The sequence below is a fragment of the Acidimicrobiales bacterium genome (assembly GCA_035546775.1).
GTDB lineage: Bacteria > Actinomycetota > Acidimicrobiia > Acidimicrobiales > JACCXE01 > JACCXE01.
This window is the reverse complement of sequence record DASZWD010000067.1, coordinates 1-19,888: the sequence shown is the minus strand read 5'-3', so window position 1 is coordinate 19,888 and position 19,888 is coordinate 1. Positions and strand designations below refer to the sequence as shown.

General features: G+C 69.9%; 18 protein-coding genes and 1 tRNA gene. 13 read left to right on the top strand and 6 right to left on the bottom strand.

The genetic code is table 11. The features are described from left to right. Positions 1–4: 4 nt before the first annotated feature. The gene (locus VHC63_16820; protein ID HVV38273.1) at positions 5–943 is read left to right on the top strand and encodes an NAD-dependent epimerase/dehydratase family protein; all 939 of its coding nucleotides are present in this window, start codon (positions 5–7) and stop codon (positions 941–943) included. 56 nt (positions 944–999) lie between these two features. Here the strand turns inward: VHC63_16820 and VHC63_16815 are convergent, their stop codons facing one another. Beyond that, positions 1,000–2,205 (bottom strand): trypsin-like peptidase domain-containing protein, encoded by a 1,206-nt coding sequence (locus tag VHC63_16815; protein HVV38272.1) that lies wholly within the window; start codon positions 2,203–2,205, stop codon positions 1,000–1,002. Between the two features lie 65 nt (positions 2,206–2,270). Here VHC63_16815 and VHC63_16810 point away from each other — a divergent pair, with 65 nt between their 5' ends. Further along, a complete protein-coding gene (locus VHC63_16810) occupies positions 2,271–2,465 on the top strand; it encodes a hypothetical protein (GenBank protein HVV38271.1) in 195 nt (64 codons plus the stop codon). Beyond that, positions 2,458–3,468 carry a rod shape-determining protein gene (locus tag VHC63_16805; GenBank protein ID HVV38270.1) on the top strand — a complete coding sequence of 337 codons (1,011 nt, stop codon included), beginning with the start codon at positions 2,458–2,460 and terminating at the stop codon, positions 3,466–3,468. The genes VHC63_16810 and VHC63_16805 overlap by 8 nt, the downstream gene beginning before the upstream one ends. Before the next feature lie 63 nt (positions 3,469–3,531). Here the strand turns inward: VHC63_16805 and VHC63_16800 are convergent, their stop codons facing one another. Continuing rightward, complete coding sequence (locus tag VHC63_16800) at positions 3,532–4,158, bottom strand: HEAT repeat domain-containing protein (protein HVV38269.1); 627 nt, start codon at positions 4,156–4,158, stop codon at positions 3,532–3,534. A 15-nt stretch (positions 4,159–4,173) separates the two neighbouring features. On the opposite strand from VHC63_16800, the gene VHC63_16795 reads away from it, so the two are divergent. Continuing rightward, positions 4,174–4,809, top strand: a complete 636-nt coding sequence (locus VHC63_16795) for a class E sortase (protein HVV38268.1) — start codon at positions 4,174–4,176, stop codon at positions 4,807–4,809. A gap of 3 nt (positions 4,810–4,812) precedes the next feature. On the opposite strand, the gene VHC63_16790 is transcribed toward VHC63_16795, so the two are convergent. After that, positions 4,813–5,649: a hypothetical protein gene (locus VHC63_16790; protein ID HVV38267.1), complete on the bottom strand. Its 837-nt coding sequence runs from the start codon at positions 5,647–5,649 to the stop codon at positions 4,813–4,815. Between the two features lie 105 nt (positions 5,650–5,754). Here VHC63_16790 and VHC63_16785 point away from each other — a divergent pair, with 105 nt between their 5' ends. The 6 genes from VHC63_16785 to VHC63_16760 all read left to right on the top strand — a co-directional run bounded on the left by VHC63_16785 (position 5,755) and on the right by VHC63_16760 (position 15,879). Then, complete coding sequence (locus VHC63_16785) at positions 5,755–6,843, top strand: S16 family serine protease (GenBank protein HVV38266.1); 1,089 nt, start codon at positions 5,755–5,757, stop codon at positions 6,841–6,843. A 105-nt stretch (positions 6,844–6,948) separates the two neighbouring features. Then, on the top strand, positions 6,949–9,525 hold the full coding sequence (locus tag VHC63_16780; protein HVV38265.1) for an ATP-binding protein: 2,577 nt from the start codon (positions 6,949–6,951) through the stop codon (positions 9,523–9,525). 62 nt (positions 9,526–9,587) lie between these two features. Beyond that, positions 9,588–10,694: a hypothetical protein gene (locus VHC63_16775; protein HVV38264.1), complete on the top strand. Its 1,107-nt coding sequence runs from the start codon at positions 9,588–9,590 to the stop codon at positions 10,692–10,694. A 31-nt stretch (positions 10,695–10,725) separates the two neighbouring features. Further along, a complete protein-coding gene (locus tag VHC63_16770) occupies positions 10,726–12,471 on the top strand; it encodes a DivIVA domain-containing protein (protein ID HVV38263.1) in 1,746 nt (581 codons plus the stop codon). A gap of 108 nt (positions 12,472–12,579) precedes the next feature. Further along, positions 12,580–15,477 (top strand): UPF0182 family protein, encoded by a 2,898-nt coding sequence (locus VHC63_16765; protein ID HVV38262.1) that lies wholly within the window; start codon positions 12,580–12,582, stop codon positions 15,475–15,477. Between the two features lie 30 nt (positions 15,478–15,507). Continuing rightward, positions 15,508–15,879: a hypothetical protein gene (locus tag VHC63_16760; GenBank protein HVV38261.1), complete on the top strand. Its 372-nt coding sequence runs from the start codon at positions 15,508–15,510 to the stop codon at positions 15,877–15,879. On the opposite strand, the gene VHC63_16755 is transcribed toward VHC63_16760, so the two are convergent. After that, positions 15,862–16,326, bottom strand: coding sequence for a hypothetical protein (locus VHC63_16755; protein ID HVV38260.1), 465 nt, complete (start codon positions 16,324–16,326; stop codon positions 15,862–15,864). The genes VHC63_16760 and VHC63_16755 overlap by 18 nt on opposite strands. 67 nt (positions 16,327–16,393) lie before the next feature. Here VHC63_16755 and VHC63_16750 point away from each other — a divergent pair, with 67 nt between their 5' ends. Next, entirely contained in the window at positions 16,394–17,962 is a 1,569-nt protein-coding gene (locus VHC63_16750) for an alkaline phosphatase family protein (GenBank protein ID HVV38259.1), read from the top strand. Here VHC63_16750 and VHC63_16745 read toward each other — a convergent pair. Continuing rightward, positions 17,897–18,850 (bottom strand): hypothetical protein, encoded by a 954-nt coding sequence (locus VHC63_16745; GenBank protein ID HVV38258.1) that lies wholly within the window; start codon positions 18,848–18,850, stop codon positions 17,897–17,899. The genes VHC63_16750 and VHC63_16745 overlap by 66 nt on opposite strands. A gap of 64 nt (positions 18,851–18,914) precedes the next feature. Between VHC63_16745 and VHC63_16740 the strand changes: the two genes are divergently transcribed. Beyond that, positions 18,915–18,991: transfer RNA gene (locus VHC63_16740), tRNA-Met, on the top strand. Between the two features lie 72 nt (positions 18,992–19,063). On the opposite strand, the gene VHC63_16735 is transcribed toward VHC63_16740, so the two are convergent. After that, the gene (locus VHC63_16735; protein ID HVV38257.1) at positions 19,064–19,258 is read right to left on the bottom strand and encodes a hypothetical protein; all 195 of its coding nucleotides are present in this window, start codon (positions 19,256–19,258) and stop codon (positions 19,064–19,066) included. 74 nt (positions 19,259–19,332) lie between these two features. Between VHC63_16735 and VHC63_16730 the strand changes: the two genes are divergently transcribed. Continuing rightward, positions 19,333–19,800, top strand: coding sequence for an HNH endonuclease (locus tag VHC63_16730; GenBank protein ID HVV38256.1), 468 nt, complete (start codon positions 19,333–19,335; stop codon positions 19,798–19,800). The last annotated feature ends 88 nt before the right edge of the window (positions 19,801–19,888 follow it).

Below are 19,888 nucleotides of genomic sequence, written 5' to 3'. Positions count from 1 at the left end.
AGGGATGGCGACGACGGCAGTTCTCGGGGCACATACGTCAGTAGGCGCCGCGATCGCACGGCGCCTGCGCAACACCGGGCACGCGGTGATCGACGCCAACGCGTCGGGATCGGCCATCGAACTGAAGGCCACGCTCGCCGGCGCCAGTGCGGTGGTGCACGCCGCCGACCCGTCGGCCACCGAGGAGGTGCTCGACGCCGCGGCCGGCATCGGCGCCGACCACGTGGTGCTGCTGTCGACCGCGGCGGTCTACGGCGCCTGGGCCGACAACCCCGTCCCGCTGACCGAGGACGCGATCATGCGACCCAACCCCGGCATCGACGAGGTGTTCGCCCGGGCCGAGATCGAGCGGCGGGCTCACGAGTGGGCGGCCGACCATCCGGCGTGCCGCGTCACCATCCTGCGGCCCTGCACCGTCGTCGTGCCCGGTGGACCCGACTGGCCCGCGGCTGAGTTCGACGGTGTCTCGGGGCTCGGCTCGGGTGACGGGACGCGTCCGGTGCAGTTCCTCCACGTCGAGGATCTCGCGGCGGCGGTGGCCGTCGTGCTCGACAACGGCATCACCGGCGTGCGCAACGTCGCCCCAGCCGGTTGGATCACCGAGGACGAGGCGCGGGCGCTGTCGGGCGGGCGCGTGGTGGCGCTGCCCGAGCAGGTGCGCAACGTCGCCCGTCGGCTTCGCCTCGGCAAGACGATCGACCGCGGCACCGCCGCGCTGACGCAACACCCGTGGGTGGTGGCGAGCGACGCGTTGCGCAGCGAAGGCTGGACGCCGGTGTACGACAACCGCGAGGCACTCGTCGCCACCCGCCGGCCCACCTGGTACCAGCGGCTGTCGCCCACGAAGCGTCAGGAACTGTCGATGGTGGCCATCGGCGGCGCGGCGGCGACGGGTCTGGCGGCGGCGGGCATCGCCATCGCCCGGCGCATGCGCAAGCCCTAGCCAATCGGTATGCGGAATGTGCCCCATCGGGGCACATTCCGCATACCGATTGCGGCTTAGTCGCGGGGCTGGAGCACCACGGTGAAGGTGTGGGCGTGCAAGCCGCGCCACACCGTCACCTTCACGCTGTCGCCGGCTTTGCGGCCGCGCACCGACACGACGACGTCGGCCATCGACTGCACCGGCTTGCCGTTGACGGTCATGATCACGTCCTGGCTCTTGATGCCGGCGCGGGCAGCGGGACTCCCGCTCACGACTTCGCGCACGAGGGCGCCACCGTCGACGCCGAGCGTCTTGGCCATTGCCGGGTCGAGGTCTTCGCCGCGCACGCCGAGCCAGATGTGTACGACCTTGCCGGTCGTCACGATCTGTTCGGCGACGTCGCGCGCGATGTCGATCGGCGTGGCGAACCCGAGACCCTGTGCGGTGATGGCGTCGCCGCCGCCGACGGCGATGCCCGTCGTGATGCCGATAACGTTGCCGGCGGCGTCGACGAGCGCGCCGCCCGACGAGCCGGGCGAGATCGGCGCGTCGGTCTGGATCATGTCGACGAGCAGCGGGCCGTCGGGCGTGTCGAAGGGGCGATCGAGCGCGCTCACGACGCCCACGGTCACCGAAGGTCCGCCCTCGAGACCGAGGGGCGAACCGATGGCGATCGCCTGCTCGCCGACCTGCACGTTGCGCACGCTGCCGAGCGTGGCGGCCGGCATCTCGGCGTTGACCTTCAGCACGGCGATGTCGGTGTCCTCGTCGCTGCCGACGATGCGGGCGTCGAGGGCGCGACCGTCGGCGGCGATCACCTTCACGTTCGACGCGCCGTCGACCACGTGATGATTCGTGAGGATGTGGCCGTCGTCGCGGAACACGACGCCCGAGCCGCTGACCTTGCCGCTGTCGGTGTCGCCGGTGACCTGCACGATGGAGGGCCGCAGCTTTTGCGCCACCGCGACGGCGGGGTCGGTGCTGTCCGAAAGGCGGGCGCTCACGTTCTGGCCGACGGCGACGTGTTCGACGCTGCGTACCGGCAGTTCACGCGTCGAGAACCCGCCGACGGCCGCGATCAACCCGGCGGTGAGCAGCGCGCCTATGGCGCCGGCCAGCCCGGCGACAGCCCACGCGTTGGGTGACTTCGGGCGGGTGGCGGGGGCGGCGGTCCGGGCCGCCAGCGACGCCCCGATCTCGGACGGATGACGCCAGAGGCGGTCGTCGGGGTCGACCCAGCCGCGCTCGGACTCGTCGCCGGGCGAGTCGAGCGGATCCACGGCGTCGAGGTTACCGGCGGCATACTCACCGTAGGCATCGCCCCGCCTACGCTGGAAACCGACTCATGGGCAACCTTCTCTTCCTCGGACTCGCCGTCGTCTTCACTGCTATCGGCTGCACGATCATCTGGTTGCGGCAGCGCAAACCGAGCAGCGTCGACACGAGCGTCGACGCGTTCCGTCGCGAGCTGAACGCGCTCGCGCCTGACCGCGCACGCGAGCACGACGCCGACCGCTTCCGGGACGGCGACGCTGGCTAGAGACCTCGCCATCGATCTCGGTACGGCCAACACCCTCGTATACGCGAAGGGTGTCGGCATCGTGCTGAACGAACCGAGCGTGATCGCCCTCAACAGCCGCACCCAGGAGGTGCTGGCGATGGGACGCGAGGCCTGGCAGATGATCGGGCGCACGCCCGGCTACATCGTCGCGGTCCGGCCGCTGCGCCAAGGCGCCATCACCGACTTCGACATCACCCAGCGCATGATCCGCCTCCTGTTGCAGCGCGCCGGCGTGTCGCGGTTCAACCGGCCGCGGGTGTTGATCTGCGTGCCGTCGGCCATCACCGAAGTCGAAAAGCGCGCCGTCGAGGAAGCGGCGCGCCGCGCCGGCGCCGCCGCCGCGTTCCTGATCGAACAACCGATGGCAGCGGCGATCGGCGCCGGCCTCCCGATCCACGAGCCGCTGGGCAACATGGTCGTCGACGTCGGCGGTGGTACGTCGGAGACCGCCGTCATCTCGCTCGGCGGCGTGGTGGCGTTGAACGCGGTGCGCGTGGGCAGCTTCGACATCGACGCGTCGATCCAGTCCTATGTGCGCCGTGAGTTCGGCATCGCCATCGGGGAGCGCACGGCCGAAGAGATCAAGATGTCGGTGGGCAACGCCTTCCCCGAAGTCGAAGGGCTACCGCCCGGCGTCGAGGTGAGCGGGCGTGACCTCATGTCCGGTCTGCCCAAGACCGTGATCCTCACGCCCGAAGTCGTGCGCGAGGCGATCGAAGAGAACGTAAAGGCCATGACCGAGTCGGTGCTGCAGTGCCTGGCGCAGGCGCCGCCCGAGTTGGCCCAAGACCTCATCGAGCAGGGCATTCACCTCGTCGGCGGCGGCGGCATGCTGCACGGCCTCGACAAGCGCATCGCAGTGGAAGCCCAGATTCCGGTGCACCTCGTCGACGCCCCGCTCGAGTGCGTCGTGCTCGGCGCCGGGAAGTGCCTTGAATCCTTCGAGTCCTTGCGAGTGATGTTCATGGGCGCCGACCGCTAGGTCGAGCCCGACTGCCGTGTGCGGAGTTGCTCCGGCTTTGCCTGGAGCAACTCCGCACACGGGTTAGCGGCGGAGGTCTTCGGCGGCCTGGCGGACCTGCCAGTCGCGGTCGGTGAGGGCGCGGTCGATGGCAGCTTCGACGGCGTCGCCCTCGAAGGGCGCGAGGGCGAGCACGGCGCGGCGGCGCACGGCCGGCTTGTCGCTGCAGGCGATGAGGATGGCGTCGAGGCCGCGGGCGTCGCCGATGGCGCCGAGGGCGGCGACAGCGGCCTCGCGGCACAGCGGCTCTTCGTGACTCGTCGTCATGGTGCGCAGGGCGGCGATGGTGTCGTCGAGGCGCGGGTTGTCCGCCTCCCATTCTCCCAGGGCCCACGCCGCGGCCTCGGCTACCAGCGACTCGTCGTCGCCGAGCAACTCCAGCAGCGCGTCGGCGACCTCCGCCCCGGCGGTGGTCCGCGCCGCCAGCGTCGCGGCGCGCCGGCGCACGTCGGGGTGCGCGTCGCTGAGCGCCCGCAGCAGCAACGCGCCGTCGAGGGCGCCGAGCCGGTCCAGCGCGGCGTACGCCGTGGCCCGCACCGCCGGGTCGGCGTCGTCGAGCAACGCCCGCGCCGCGTCGGCGTCGCCGGTGTGGCCGGCCAGGGCGGCGGCGCGCCGGCGGGGCGCCGAAGCAGGAGTTTCGCCGCTGGACATAGAACACTGTTGTCTGTGGGAAGCACGAAGCGCCTGATCATCGTGCTCGTCGCCGGGATGGCGCTGTCGCTGTTCGGCGCCGCCGTCATCCAGCGGCAGGAGAAGTTCGCCGACAGCCCGCTGCTCGCGTCGGCGGTCCCGACCACGACGAGCACCACCGAGCCCCCGACGACGACCACCGCACCCGTCGCGGTGACGCGCCCGTCGCGGCCGGTTTCGGCACCGGCCAACGCGTACGCCGCTGAGCCGATTGTCCGGATCGGCACGATCGAGATTCCCAAGATCGGCCTCGTGCACCCGATCTTCCACGGCATCTCGCTGCGCAACATCGACCAAGGCCCGAGCCACTGGCCGGGTACGGCCATGCCGGGCGAAGTCGGCAACACGGTGTTCGCCGGCCACCGCGTCACGCACACGCACCCGTTCCTGCGCATCAACGAACTCGTGCCGGGCGACCTGGTCATCTTCCACATCAACGGCGTGAAGTCGACGTACAGCGTGACGGGCTCTGAAGTCGTGTTCCCGAACAACCTGTCGATCGTCGACCAGACCGACACGGCGACAGGGACCCTGTTCGCCTGCCACCCGCCGCACTCGGCGAAGCAGCGCTACGTGGTGCACCTCGCCCTCGTCGACTCCGTCGCCGAGTAACCCCTAGCCGAGCGCGTGCTGGATGACGATCGTCGCGGCGAAGATCAGCGCGATCACCGCCGCGCTGAGCGCGATGCCGAGCATCGCCGAGAGCGACACCAGCGCCACCAGTGATCGCGACTTGTGCGCGCCCATCGGTGCGCGCGGCGCGCGCGGGCGTCGCGGTACCGGCGCCCGCGTCGGTGTGATGACGGGTTGGGGTTCGGGCTCGAAGTCCCACTGCGGAGCATCGGGCGCGTAAGCCGCGGTGTCGTCGGCGAAGGCCTCGCCCGCGACCATGGCGTCGAAGTCGTCGTAGTCGTCGAAGTCGGTTTCCCACGCCGGCGCCTCCGCCACCGGCTCGGGCGCCGGTGCCGGCGGTTCGTAGACCGGAGGCGGCTCGTACACCCTCGCCACCGGTTCGGGCTCCGGTACGGGCGCGGGCTCGACGATGGCTCCGAACTCCGGCTGGAACATCGTGACCGGTTCGGGTGTCTCGAACGCGCTCGACGGCGGCGCCGGTACGGGCTCGTTGGGCGGCAGGGGCACGGGATCGGGCTCGGGGACCGGCACCGGCTCGGGCGGGGGGACGGGCACCGGATCGGGTTGCGGAATCGGCACCGGATCGGGCTGCGGCGCCGGTGCTGGCGGCGTCTGGTCCTCAGTCGTCTGGGCGGGTGGTGCCTCGACGGCGGCCGCAGTTTCGACGACCTCGAAGGCGTCCACCGCGTCGGCGACTTCGCTCCCGGCCGGCACCGGATAGGGGTCTGGCGGCGCGTCGTGCCAGTCGTCGAGCAGGTCGGCCTCGCGCAGCCACGACACCTGGAGGTCGTCGAAGAGATCGTCGTGTTCGTTACTCACAGCTCGTTCCCGATTCCATCCGCGCGCGGCGACGTGGCAGTCTTTGGGCGACCCATGGCCACCTCTACGAGCACAAGCGCACCGCGCGACACGCCCGGGAGGGTAGTGCCAGGACCGCTCAGCTGGTCGCCGCCCGAGCGCCCGAAGAAGAGCTGGTGGACCCTCGCCGGCCTGCCGATCATCGCGCTCGGACTCGTCCTGCTCGTCGTGAGCACCATCGAGTTGCCCTACGTCGAGCTCGCCCCCGGCGGCGCGTCGCCGATCAACCCGCTGCTCAAGGTGCCGGCGCAGTACGAGCACAAGCCCAAGGCGAGCTTCCTGCTGATGACGGTGTCGCTCCAGTCCGTGGTGCGTCCCTTCGACCTCGTGCGCGACTACTTCGACCCCGACATCGAGGTGATCTCGCGCAAGGAGATCTACGGGACGTCGAGCAAGCAGCAGTACAACCAGCAGGCCACCCAGGACATGGACGATTCGAAGGAGAACGCCGTCGTCCTGGCGCTGCGCACGCTCAACTACCCCGTGCCCGAACACGGTGCCGGGGCGCTTATCGGGGCGCTGTCGTCGGGCCAGGTGCCGGCGACGGGCCAGCTGGCGGCCGGCGACGTCATCACCGCCGTCGACAGCACGCCCACCGCGCTGGCCTCCGACGCCATCAGCGCGTTGCAGCGTCACAAGTCGGGCGACAACGTCACCCTTACCGTCACCAAGGCGGACAAGTCGGTCACCCATCCGGTGATCCGCCTCGGCAGCCGCACCGAGACCTCGTGTTCGATCGCGGTGGTGTCGGGAGCGGTGCCGTGCCTCGGCGTGTCGCTCGCCACCAAGGACCACAAGTTCGACCTGCCGTTCCCGGTGTCGATCGACACGAGCGGCGTCGGCGGTCCGTCGGCGGGCCTGGCCTTCACCCTGGCGCTGATCGACGAGTTGACGCCCGGCGAACTGACCGGCGGGCGCAACGTCGCGGTCACGGGCACGATCGACCTCGACGGCACCGTCGGCGACGTGGGCGGCGTCGTGCAGAAAACCGCGGCGGCGCGCCATTCCGGCGCGACGCTGTTCCTCGTGCCTCCCGGAGAATTCGCCACCGCCAAGGCCCACGCCGGCAAGCACCTCAAGGTCGTGCAAGTGACAACGTTGTCCGACGCCCTGGCGGCGCTGCGGGCGAACGGAGGCGAGGCGCTGCCGAAGTAACTAGTTAATTCGGACTATGCCGGATTGGCCCTCGTGGGTCATGGCGGGGAACGGGGCAATCAACCCAAACTGTTCCGCCGGGGCAGGTTCGGCGGCCAAACACCCATGTCGACGAGCGCACAATTCACCTTTGCGGCCGAGTTCGTGGCCTTCTTGGCCGCAGCGGCCGGCCTGGCGATGGCGCTATTGCGTGGCGAAGTCGTAGTCCGCCCGAACTGGGTGCGGGCCCCCCTCGGTGTCGGGTTCAGCCTGCTGGCGGCCGCCGCGTTCCTGCGCGGCTCGCTCGTCGTGCACGGGGCCTCCGGCGAGATCTCGGTGCTGCGCGGCCTCGGCATCGTGGTCGTCACCGTCGGATCGTTCTGGTGGGAGGAGCGAGGCGTCACCCGCCGCCTGCTCTGGGTCGCCGCCGCCGCCATCGCCCTCGCCATCTACGGCCATTCGCTCGACAACAAGGCGCCGGGCGACGGCGCGCTGATCGTCGGCTCGGTCCTCGTGCTGGCGGCCGTGATCATGGCGAGCCGCCGCTCGCTGGCTGCCCGGGTGGCGGCGTCGGCCGCCGGCGTGTTGCTGATCATGGTGTTGGTCCTGTCGCTGGCGCTGTCGTCGGTGCTGTCGTCGACCGTCGAACACGAAGCGATCGTGCGCCTTGACGCCCAAGCCAAGACCGAAGTCGACCTGCTCAACACCCAGCACGACTTCGCCCTGCGCGGGGCGCGCCTCGTCGGGCAGTCACTCGCCACCAGCCGCGGCAGTCTGCTGTTCGAGCTCGCCGCCAACCCGGTGCGTAGCAGCCGGCTCGACCAGGACCTCGCTGAGCTGTCCCAGAAGTTCCTCTCCAACATCCCGATCGCCTACTACTCGACGTCGGGCGTCGTGCTCGGGGCGACGGGCCTCGACCCGGCGTCGCTCGTGCCCATCGCCGGCTCCCAGGCCGTCAACGAAGCCGTCACCCGCAGCGTCGAGGTCGACACGATCGCAGTGGTCAACCACGAGGCGATCGCGCTGGGCGTCAAGCCGGTCGCGGCCGAGACACCGACCGGGGGCCAGACAGTGCTCGGCACGGTCGTGGCCGCCTTCCCACTCGACGACGGCTATCTCAACGGCCGCTCCATCTACGACCCGCGGCTGCACCTCGCGCTCGTCACCCGCACCGAGCGCCTGGCGTCGACGCCGGAGTTTCCGACGGGCACCCGCTCGCGCGCCCTGAGTCGCGAGGTGCTGGCGACCGGCCTGCCGAAGTCGGCCACCTTCGACGGGCTGTTCTTCGCCGACCGGCCCGTCACCGACACCGGCGGCACGCCGCTCATGGTGCTGGTGGCCTCGACGCCCACGACGATCGTCGACAACACCCGCGACTCGCTGTTCAAGACGCTGTTCGTGATCGCGCTGGGCGGCACGCTCCTGTCGCTGCTGCTCGCCGCCTTCGTCGGTGAACGCATCGGGGCACGCGTGCGTCGCCTCACCGTGGCCGCCGCCGCCATTCAGGGCGGCGACCTGTCGGCGCGCGCCGGGCTCGACACCACCGACGAAGTTGGCGTGCTCGGCTCGACTTTCGACGCCATGGCCGGCTCCCTCCAGCAGCAAACCGACGCGCTGCGCCACGCCGCCGAAGAAGAAGCGCGGCTGCGCAACCGGCTCGAGGCCATCGTCGCCGGCATGGGCGAGGCGCTCGTCGCCGTCGACGCGCGTGGACGCGTCACGGACTTCAACGCCGCGGCGGAGGAGCTCATGGGCGTCAACGCCGCCACGGCGCGAGGCCGGCCGGCGACTGACGTGGTGCGCCTCGTCAGCGACGAGGGCCAAGATCTCTCGCCGCGTCTGCGCCAGCCGATGGCGCGCCGGTGGACGGCGGTGGCGACCCTCACGCCTCGCGAGGGCAAAGCCGTGCCCGTCATCGTGTCGGGCGGCGCGCTGCGCGGCCGCTCGGCCGACCTCGTCGGCGGGGTGTTCGTGCTGCGCGACCTGACGCGTGAACGCGAGGTCGACCGCATGAAGACCGAGTTCCTGTCCCATGTCGGACACGAGCTGCGCACGCCGCTGGCGGGCGTGATCGGCTTCAGTCAGCTGCTTACGCGGCGCAACATGACGCCCGAGCAACAGAAGACGCTCCAGACCGAGATCCTCGACTCGGCCAAGCGGCTCGAGCGCATCGTCGAGATGCTCGAGTTCTTCGCTTCGACCGCCGCGGGCCGCGTCATGCTGCGCCCTGAGGACCTCGACCCGAAGGAACTCGTCAACGACGTCGTGGCCCGTTGGACCCACACCGTCGACGGCAAGCATCAGATCGTGCGCAAGGTCGGCCGCGGGATTCCCAAAATCCGCGCCGACCGCACCTGGCTCACGCGGGTCCTCGACGAACTCGTCGACAACGCCGTCAAGTTCTCGCCTGACGGTGGTCGCATCGTCGTGAGCGTTGCGAATGATCCGGGCCACAAACGGGTGGTCTTCTCGGTGGCCGACCGCGGCATCGGGATGTCGGCGGAGGAGCGGGCCAACGCCTTCGTGGACTTCGCGCAGGCGGATGGCTCCGATACGCGCAGTTTCGGCGGCCTTGGTCTCGGTTTGGCGTTGGTCAAGCGGGTCGCCGAGGCCCACGGCGGCTCGGTCACGGTCGAGCCCCAAGAAAAAGGTGGCTCGTTGTTCTCAGTATTCGTGCCCGCCCTGCCGATAAAGAGGAAGTGACCGCAACAACTCAGCTTCTTCCTTTGGCTCTCAGTCGAGGCCCACTTCGGCGCGCCCTCGTGGTGGGAGTCGGGGCCCTCATCGCCGTCGGAGCCGTGGGTGCTGGCCTCGCCGTCGCCGGCGGGACCCCGGCGCCAAAAGTCTTCCCGGGCACTGCCCGAATCATTCCCGGTGACGCCGCGGTCACGGTCCACCGGGGAACGCCGGTCGCAGCAGCGGACGCGCTGCTGCGGGCCGGCGACACCGTCTCGGTCAACCAGGGCGTCGCCGCGCTGCGCACGGCGGTCGGCACGCTGTACGCGTCGGCCGGCTCGGTCATCGCCATCACGAGCCACCTGCCCCGCATCACCCGCGGTGACGTGCTCGTGCAGGGCAACGACATCAGCGTCGCCATGCGCGCCGCCACCGCCGAGGTCAACGGCCTCGCCCGTGTCCGCCAAGGCCTAACCCTCGAGGTCGACATCTACCGCGGCGCCGCCGTCGTGCACTCGGCGACGGACATGGTCGGCGTCACCCGCCTGCGCCGGGCGATCGTGGCCGGCAACGGTTCGTCGCTCATCACGCTGGCCCCGCTCGTCATCAATCCGGCCGACGCGTGGGACCGCAAGTTCCTTGGCACCGCCATCGAACTCGACGCCGCGCTGAGCGCGCGCAGCCGCGGCCTCACGATGCAGATCGCCAACGACAGCGCCGACGTCGTCACCAAGGTCATCGACGTCACCGGGTTCAAGGACCTCACGCTGCTGCAGAATCAACCCGTCGGCGAGATCGTCGTCGCCGCCGAGTTGGCCCGCGCCGCCCACCTCGGTGACGCGGGGGTCGACGCCGCGCTGAAGCTGCGCTCCGAAGGCGCGTCGTGGGGACTGATCGCGCTCGAGCAGGGCGTGCACGCGTTGCCGCCCGTATTCGCTGGCATCGACAGCGTCGTCGTGCCCGTCGCCAACACCGTCGACAAGGCCGTGACGGCGCTGCCGCCGCTCGACACGACCCCGAACATCCCGGCGACGCCCACGGTGAAGGTGCCGACGACGACGCCCAAGGTCCAGGTAACCCAGCCCTCGACCGTCGTCACCACCCCGCCCGTTACCGAGCCGGCGCCGCCGACCAATCCCGTCAATACGCTCGTCGACGGCCTCGACAACCTCGTCGGTGGTCTCCTCGGTCACTGACCGGCGCCGCCACCGTCGTTAACGTGGACGGATGGCCGAACAACGGCCCGCTGATCGTGCACCACTGACCTCCGAAGGCATCGCGCGGGTCGGATTCCGTACGGCTCTGCGCGGCTTCGACGTCAACCAAGTTCGCGAGTTTCTCCGCGGTGTGGCCGACCACGTCCGCGCCCTGCAGGCCCACAACGAAGACCTGCAGCGCCGGCTGCGCGACGCCGAGACACGCGCCGAGAACCCCGTCATCGGCGAAGCACAACTCATGTCGGCGCTGGGCGAGGAGACGGCGCGCATCCTGCAGAGCGCGCACGAAGCCGCCGCCGAGATCCGCGGGCGCGCCGAGGAGCACGTGGAGCGCGTGGTGCAGCAGGCGCGCGACGAGTCGTCGAAGTTGACGACCGAAGCCGCCGGCGTGCTGGAGGTTCGGCGCGCCGCCGCGGAGGCCGAAGCGGCCGAGATCCTGCGCGTCGCGCGCGAGGAAGCCGAGCGCGTGACGAGCGAAGCGACCACGGCCGCGGCGGCGATGCGCGAGGAAGCCGAACGCATCTCGGCTGAGACGATCGAAGCGGCCAAGGCCGAGCGCAACGACGTGCTGTCCGACGTACGGCGCCGGCGCCGCGTCGCCAACACCCAGATCGAACAGTTGCGCGCCGGGCGCGAGCGGCTGTTGCAGGCCTACGAAGTCGTGCGCACCACCCTCGAGCAGGCGACCTCCGAGTTAGGCGTCGCCGACGACGAGGCCCGGCGCGCCGCCGAGGAAGTCGGCCGGCGGCTCAACGCCGCCCTCGACCCGAACCGCGCCGACTCACTGGCGTCGGTCCCGTTGCTCGACCTGCCGCCCGAGCCACCCGTCGTGGAGGCCGCGCCGCCGAGCCGCCCCCACCGCAAGAAGGGCAAAGGCGCCCGTCCCCCGGTCACGCCCCCTGCCCCTCCCGGAACTGGTCCTGTCGAGGACCGGAATCCGGTGCTGGACAGGACCAGTTCGGAGGAAGTCGAGCCGGAGCCGGAGCCGGAGCCCGTGGTTGCGGTCGAGCCCGAACCCCAGCCCGAGCCGGAGCCTGTGGTCGCCGTCGAGGCGGAACCGGAGCCGGTGCCCGAAGCCGAGCCGGAGCCGGACGTCGCGGCGGAGCGGGTGGCGGCGCGGCGCGAAGCGATCGGGCCGCTCGAAGAGCAGCTGACGCGTCGCATCAAGCGGGCGCTCCAGGACGAGCAGAACCTGGTGCTGGACCGGTTGCGTTCGGCACGCGGCACGCCCGACGCCGAGACCGTCCTCGGGGCCGAAACCCAGCACCTCGCCGCCTACGCCGTGATCGTCGAGCCGATGCTGGCCGAAGCCGCTCGCGCCGGGGCGGCGTTGAGCGGCAGCAAGCTCGACGTGCCGACGCTGGCGATCACGACGGTCGCCAACGACCTGGCGATGGAGCTGATCCTCCCGCTGCGCCGCCGGCTCGACGAGCGCCTGCACGAAGCCGCGGCCGTCGGCGACGACCAGTTCGCCGCGACCGACCGCGTGAGCTCCGCCTACCGCGAAGCCAAGTCGCAGCGCTCGATGCGGCTGTCGGAGGACTGGCTGGCCGCCGCGTGGGCCGTCGGTGTCCACCATGCGACGCCACCGGGGGTCACCGGCGTGTGGGCCAGCGATCCCGAGCATCCGTGCTGCACCGACTGCGACGACAACGGCCTGGCCGGTCCCGTCACCATCGGCACCGCCTACCCCACGGGGCACCTGCACCCGCCCGCCCACCCGGGCTGCCGGTGCGTGATCGTCCCAAGCGCCTAGCGCGGCCTCTTCGGTTCGCTCCGCCCGAGGGCTCCGCTCACGGCCCGGGCGGGGACCCCACCCCCGCCCGCCCGCTTGATCGGCGGAGTGCCGTCTAGCGTCTGCGTTGTGACCAACGTGACGGATTTGCCGCGGCGCGGGCCGCGGGCGGGGCGGCGCATCGCGCTGCTCCCGATCATCGCCGGGCTGTTCCTCTTGTGGTTCCTGCTCCGTGGCGGGTCGAACACGTTCACCGACTACCTGTTCTTCTCCGAGGTCGGCTTCACGCGCGTGTTCCGCGGCATCGTGGGGACGCAGTTCCTGCTCGTATTGGGCTTCGGCCTCGTGTTCTTCGCGCTGTTGTGGGGCAACCTCGTGCTCACCGAACGGCTGGCACCCGGCTTCCGGCCGCTCGGCCCCGGCGACGAGATCGTCGCCCGCTATCGCGACACCGTCGGCGACAACGCCGGGCGCCTGCGCCTCGTCGTGGCGATCCTGTTCTCGCTCATCGCCGGCGCCAGCGCCTCGGGCGAGTGGCAGCACTGGCTGCTGTTCCGCCACGCCCAGTCCTTCGGCGTCAAGGATCCGCTGAAGGGTTGGCTGTTCGGCCGCGACGTCGGCTTCTACGTGTTCCGGCTTCCGTTCCTCCAGTTCCTCGTCGGCTGGCTGTTCACCGCCGTGCTCATCACCGCGGTGCTCAGCGCGGTGGCGCACTACCTCAACGGCGGCATCCGGCTCGCGCCCGCCGCCCTCGACCGGGTGACGCCCCAGGTGCGCGCCCATCTGTCGGTGCTGTTCGCCGCGCTCGCCCTCGTCAAGGCGTTCGGTTATCTCGTGCAGCGCTGGTCGATCCTGTACTCCGGCAAGGGCATCGTGCAGGGCGCCACCTACACCGACCTCAAGGCGCGTCTGCCAGCGATCAACCTGCTGCTGTTCGCGTCGCTCGTGGCCGCCGCGCTGTTCTTCGTCAACATCCGCCGCCGCGGCTGGACGTATCCGGCGGTGGCGGTCAGCTTGTGGCTGGTGTTGTCGGTTGTCGTGGGCGGCATCATCCCTGCGGCGGTGCAGAGCCTGAGCGTCAACCCGCAGGAGAACTCGAAGGAACGGCCCTACATCAAGCGCAACATCGTGGCGACGCGCGCCGCGCTCGGCCTGACCAACGTGTCGATCTCGCAGTACCAGTACAACGACAACCTCACCTCCGACGACCTGGCAGCCAACCAGGACACGGTGCGCAACATCCGGCTGTGGGACCCGAACTTCACCAACGACACCTTCGAAAGCCTCCAGTCGCAGAAGAGCTACTACCAGTTCAACGACGTCGACGCCGACCGCTACGACATCGACGGCCAGAAGACCCAGGTGATGGCCTCGGCGCGCGAACTCAACTCGGCGGGTCTGCCCGAAGGCGGCCGGTCGTGGGTCAACCGTCACCTCCAGTACACCCACGGGTACGGCGCGGTGGTGGCGCCGGCGAACGCGGCCACGAGCGAAGGCAACCCCGTCTTCACGCTCAAGGACGTGCCGCCCGTCGGCGAACCCAAGATCACCCAGCCCCGCGTGTACTTCGGCGAGAACCTGTCGAGCTACGCGGTGGTCAACACCAAGCAGCCCGAACTCGACGCGCCGGGCGCGGCCTCGCACTACGAGGGCGGTGGCGGCGTCGCCCTGTCGAGCTTTGCCCGCAAGCTGGCCTTCGCCATCCGCTTCGGCGAGAAGAACCTGTTGATCTCCGGACAGATCACGCCCAAGTCGCGGGCCATCTACTACCGCGACATCACCCAGCGGGTGAAGAAGGTGGCGCCGTTCCTGCGCTACGACAGCGACCCGTATCCCGTGATCCTCGACGGCAAGATCATCTGGATCCTCGACGCCTACACCACGAGCAGCCACTACCCGTACGCGCAGACGGCCGACACCAGCCGCGTGCCGAACAACAGCGGGCTCGTATCGAACTTCAACTACGTGCGCAACTCGGTAAAGGTCACGGTCGACGCCTTCACCGGCAAGATGACCTTCTACCGGTTCGACACCAAGGACCCCGTGGCGCTGGCCTACAGCAAGATCTTCCCCAAGCTGTTCACCGACGCGTCGCAGATGCCCGACGCCCTGCGCGCCCACCTGCGCTATCCCGAGGACCTGTTCCGAATCCAGACCTCGATGTTCGGCCGCTACCACCTCACCAAGCCCGACGACTGGTTCTCGGCGTCGGATGCCTGGAACGTGGCGCCCGATCCCGGTACCGGTGACCTCGGTGCGTCGCCGACCAACACGTCGGTGCCGACGCCGGGCGTGACGCGCCAAGCCGTCGTGCGCATGGAGCCGTACTACGTGCTGACCCGGCTGCCCACCGATCAGAGCGCCGAGTTCCAGATCCTCCAGCCCTTCGTGCCGCGCTCGTCGAACGACTCGCGCAAGAACCTCACGGCGTTCATGGTGGCCAAGAGCGACCCCGACAGTTACGGCAAGCTCGAGGCCTACGTCATGCCGGCGGATCAGAACGTGGCGGGCCCTGTCGTGATCGCGTCCGAGATGCAGTCGGATCCCGCCGTCGCCCAGGCCGAGACGTTCCTCGGCCAGTCGGGATCGCGCATCAAGCGCGGCAACATCGTGATGCTGCCGTTGGGCACCTCGATCATCGCCGTGCGCCCGATGTACGTGCAGGCCGAGGGCGACACCGCCTTCCCGCAGCTGCGCAAGGTGATCGTGTGGCACGCCGGCGATGTCGCCATCGGCGACACGTTGCAGGACGCGCTGACCCAGCTGTTCGGCAGCGCGCCACCGACGCAGGAGGAAGGCGCGGGTAACAGCCAGGGTGGTGGCCAGACGCAGCAGCCCTCGCAGACGGTTGCGGACTTGCTGGCCAAAGCGCAGGCAGCCTTCGACGCGGCGGACAAGTCGCTGCGTGAGGGTGATCTCGCCGGCTACCAGCAGCACGTGTCGGAGGCGCGCGACGACCTCAACAAGGCGCAGCAACAGCAGTCGGCCGACCAGGCCGCTTCGTCGAGCAAATCGACTTCGGCATAGAACCCCGCCCATTCGGGCACTACTGCGGCGATGATCGCTGCATTGGTGCTTGTGCTGTGCCTGGGCGCGGCCGTGGGATTCGTGGGGCGCCTCGTCGTCCCCGGACGCCACGGCCTGTTGCGCGTGCTGTTCCGCGACACGCGGCTGGCGCCACGCCTGGTCGCGGCTGACGACGAGGTGTGGTGGGAGATCGGCGCCGGCGCGCTCGGCGCCGTCGGCGGCTACCTCGCGGGCCGGCTCTACGACGGCTACGCGCTGCTCGGCCCGTCCACGATGCGCTGGTATCTCGCCGTCGTCGGCGCGGCGGTGATGGTCGGCATCGCGATCGCGTCGGGTGTTATCGAGCGCAAGCGCTGGACGCGCCGCCTCGGTCTGCGAGGCGGTTTAGACCGCGGGCGGTAGGGCGCGCAGCGAGGGCGTCGTGCGCGCACTGGCGGCGAGGGTCGCCGCTAACGCGTCGAGGCTGTCGGCGATGCCGGCGACCTGTGACGCGAGATTGTCGGCCAGGACGTAGCCGTCGCTGTTGGCCAGCTCGCCCATGAGCTCGGCGGCCTCGGCGGCGACGGCCGTCGCTTCGACATCGGCGCCCACGACGTGGAGTTTGGCCGCGACCATCAACGGCAGCGACTCGGTGGCGCGGCGCTCGACGTCTTCAAGGCGCGACTCCAACGTGTTGACGCGTTGTTCGAGTTCGTGGGCGTGAATCGCCAGCGTCTTGATGGCGCGTTCGATGCGATCGGCTTCGGCCGACAGCGCTTCGCTGGCGGCGGTGGCCAACGCGGCGCGCTGCGCCTGGGCCAGCGCAGACGCGATCGGGTGGTTGTCACGCGAGCGACGACGAAACTGCATGGCGCTCCAGCGTAAAGACGCGGCCGCGCGCGCCGGTGGACCCCGATCGCATCTAGCTTCGCTGGCCATGCGACGAATGCGGACGCTGCGGGCGCTCACTACCGTCGGCGTGATCGCGGCGGTGCTGGCGACGGCACCGGCGCGCGGCGCCGCCGGTCAGAGCGACGACATCCACAAGATCGAACACGTCGTCGTGATCATGCAGGAGAACCGCTCGTTCGACAGTTACTTCGGCACGTTCCCGGGGGCCGACGGCATCCCGGCGGGCGCGTGCGTGCCCGACCCGCGCGCCGGCGTGTGCCGTCCCCCGGTACACGATTCCGACGACCTCAACGCCGGCGGGCCCCACGGCGCCGGCAGCGCCGTGGCCGACATCGCCGGCGGCAAGATGGACGGCTTCTTGCGCCAGGTCGAAGGCGTCTCGCATGCGTGCGTGGCCAACACCAATCCGGACTGCGGTGCGGGCACCGACGTCATGGGGTGGCACGACGCCCGTGAGATCCCGCTGTACTGGAGCTACGCCCGCAACTACACGCTCCAGGACCACATGTTCGAACCCAATCGCGGCTGGAGCCTGCCGTCGCACTTGTTCATGGTGTCGGGCTGGTCGGCCAAGTGCGACCAGCCGCGCATGCCGGCTACGTGCAAGAGCAACCTGCAGAACCCCGACACCGATGCCGGCCTGAACTCGGGGCTGCTGACGGTGCACGACGCCGACGACGACGAGGGGTCCACCGTCACGCCCGACTACGGCTGGACCGACCTCACCTATCTGCTGCACCAGGCGAAGGTGAGCTGGCGTTACTACGTCACCGAAGGCACCGAGCCCGACTGCGAGGACGGCGACATCACGTGCCCGCCGAAGCCACAGAACGTGAAGACGCCCGAGATCTGGAACCCGCTGCCCGACTTCGTGACCGTGCACGACAACCACCAACTCGGCAACATCCAAGCGACGACGCACTTCGTGCGCGCCGCGCGCGCCGGCACGCTGCCGGCGGTGAGCTGGGTCGTGCCCAACGACGAGTTCAGCGAGCACCCGCCGGCGTTGCTCAGCTACGGCCAGGCCTTCGTCAACGAACTCGTGCAAGCGGTTGCCCACGGGCCGGACTGGAAAAGCACCGCCATCTTCCTAGCGTGGGACGACTGGGGCGGGTTCTACGACCACGTCGTGCCGCCGGTCGTCGACGCCAACGGTTATGGCCTGCGCGTGCCCGGCATCGTGATCAGTCCCTACGCCCGCCGCCACTACATCGACCACCAGACCCTGTCGTTCGACGCCTACCTCAAATTCATCGAGGACGACTTCCTCACCAGCGCCCGCATCGATCCCGCCACCGACGGCCGTCCCGACCCGCGCCCCGACGTGCGCGAGGACAACCCGTTGCTCGGCGACCTGCGCAACGACTTCGACTTCACGCAGAAACCCGCGCCTCCACCGGCGGCGCTCACACCCGTGCGGCCGCGGCAGATCGCGGCGCGCGCCGCGGCGCGCCAGGCGCTCGGGGTGACGGCGGCGGCGCGTGCGGCGGCGTCTTCGACCCGTCCGTGGTGGGAGATCGCCGTCGGTCTAGTCGCGTTGGCGGGCGCGCTCGTGCTCGTGGGGCGCCGCGTCGTCAAACGCGCACGGCGCTGAGCTTGCCGCCGGGCGCGCCGACCATGAGCTCGACGAGCCGGCGCGTGACATTCGGCTCGAGGCCTTCGGTGTGGCCCTTGTCCAGGCGCACGACGTCGGCGACGACGCGGCCGTCGTGCGCGTCGGGATACACGAACACGTTCGCCGTGCCGCCACGCGGCTCGCGTCCCCAACTCTGCTTGTAGCGACCCTCGAAGCGGCCGTCGTGCGCCTGGCCCGGTTCGGTGTCGACGACGTCGGGCTCGCGCACCCGGGGCGCGGCCCCGAAGCGTTCGGCCACGGCGACGTGTCGGGCAGCGCCTCGATCTCGTGCTCGCCCACGGCGAAGACGAACGAGAACTCGGCGTCGTGCAGCGTCGGTTGCGACGCGCCCGACTCGCGCCGGCGCGCCGCCATGAACTTGGCCATCGCCTCACGCTCCTCTTCCGTGCGCGGCGGGCCGAAATCCTCCACGAAGCGGGCCGTGCCGATGCGCCCGCCCGACAGCGACAGCCAGCCGTCGACGCGGTCGGCCCACCAGGGGTCACGCAGCAGACGATTGCTCGTCATGCCGCCCTGCGAATGCCCGGCGAGCCAGAACGCCCGCAGCCGATCGCCGAAGCGGTCGACGACCATTTCGACGACGGCCCGTAGATGCTCGTCGTCGGCCTCGGCGTTCCAGTGGCTCATCGGCTGCTTCGTCTGCGCCGAGGGCGTCGCCACGACGAGCCCGAATTCGTCGGCGTAGTCGTGCGCCGGGAAGTACAGCCGCTGCCACATGCCCACGGATCCACCGCCGTGCAGGTTCAGCACGAAGGTCAGGTCGTCGCGGCGGTCAGCAGCGGCGGGCGCATCGACGAAGAATTTGCGCCCGCTCGCGGCATCCACCCAGGTCTCGTTGGTCCCCATGCCGCGCATCGTTGCAGATCCGATTTGGCGCTGTCGGTGGCCCCGCTACAATGACCGACTCCGCCGCGGGGTGGAGCAGTCTGGTAGCTCGTCGGGCTCATAACCCGAAGGTCGCAGGTTCAAATCCTGCCCCCGCCACCAACGAAACAGCAGTTCAGAAGGGGTTTCCGGTCGCCGGGAACCCCTTCACTGCTTCTCGGAGGAGGCACGTTGTCACCACCTTGTCACCAAGAAGTGCGGAAACGAATTGGCGGGCAGGTCATTGACCTCGAACGCGTGCGTATCGAGCGGCTCGCGACGGAGATCGTCAGGCAGCTCGACGAGAGCGGCGGAAGCATCCTCCGGCTTGTCGATGATGTGGGAGATGTTGACCGTTGGCGTCGTGCGGCGCGGCGCGCGGGACGCCACCTCGGGATACCGATCCGCACGGGTGTGTCGTTCGATCGCACGAGGGTCTGGGCATCGGAGGCGCCGTAGGCAACATGAAGCCACGCCGGAAGAACACGATCGCGCAAGCGAAGAACCGGATGCGCAGGACGGTCGAGGAGATCCTCGATCCGGGGCCGCTCAGCATCGACGGGTTGTGGGATCACTTCGGAGCCGAGTGCGCGTATTGCGGAAAGCAGCTCAGCCGTGCCGATCGCGAGGGCCACGTCGATCACGCAGAATCTGGCGGCGGCAACCACCTCGGGAATCTGGTCTTGGCGTGTGGCGCCTGCAACGGCGATGAGAAGCGGGAGCGGGGGTGGCGGGAGTTCTTGGCAGGCAAGGCGAGTGAGTCCTCGGTGTTCGCAAGTCGTGAGCGCCGCATCCTGGACTGGTTCGAGGCGAATCCGCGGACGCCCGTGAACGACGATGCCGACGTCCAACGCCTTCTGGCCGAACTCGCTGAGCTGATAGATGAGTTCGCGGCGAAGTGTTCCGAACTCAAGGCCGCGGTCGCCAGCTGATCCAAGGTCCGTGGATCCGCGCCAGCGCCAGCAGTTCTGCGGGACCGCTACGGCGTCGCTCGGTCTGGGTACAAGCTCGATCCCAGAC

What these genes read in the sequence shown, in the direction of transcription:
- VHC63_16780 (HVV38265.1), top strand. Translation starts at nt 6,949, where the DNA reads ATGTCGACGAGCGCACAATTCACCTTTGCGGCCGAGTTCGTGGCCTTC.
- VHC63_16730 (HVV38256.1), top strand. Translation starts at nt 19,333, where the DNA reads ATGAAGCCACGCCGGAAGAACACGATCGCGCAAGCGAAGAACCGGATG.
- VHC63_16800 (HVV38269.1), bottom strand. Translation starts at nt 4,158, where the DNA reads ATGTCCAGCGGCGAAACTCCTGCTTCGGCGCCCCGCCGGCGCGCCGCC.
- VHC63_16810 (HVV38271.1), top strand. Translation starts at nt 2,271, where the DNA reads ATGGGCAACCTTCTCTTCCTCGGACTCGCCGTCGTCTTCACTGCTATC.
- VHC63_16755 (HVV38260.1), bottom strand. Translation starts at nt 16,326, where the DNA reads ATGCAGTTTCGTCGTCGCTCGCGTGACAACCACCCGATCGCGTCTGCG.
- VHC63_16820 (HVV38273.1), top strand. Translation starts at nt 5, where the DNA reads ATGGCGACGACGGCAGTTCTCGGGGCACATACGTCAGTAGGCGCCGCG.
- VHC63_16760 (HVV38261.1), top strand. Translation starts at nt 15,508, where the DNA reads ATGATCGCTGCATTGGTGCTTGTGCTGTGCCTGGGCGCGGCCGTGGGA.
- VHC63_16745 (HVV38258.1), bottom strand. Translation starts at nt 18,850, where the DNA reads ATGGGGACCAACGAGACCTGGGTGGATGCCGCGAGCGGGCGCAAATTC.
- VHC63_16750 (HVV38259.1), top strand. Translation starts at nt 16,394, where the DNA reads ATGCGACGAATGCGGACGCTGCGGGCGCTCACTACCGTCGGCGTGATC.
- VHC63_16770 (HVV38263.1), top strand. Translation starts at nt 10,726, where the DNA reads ATGGCCGAACAACGGCCCGCTGATCGTGCACCACTGACCTCCGAAGGC.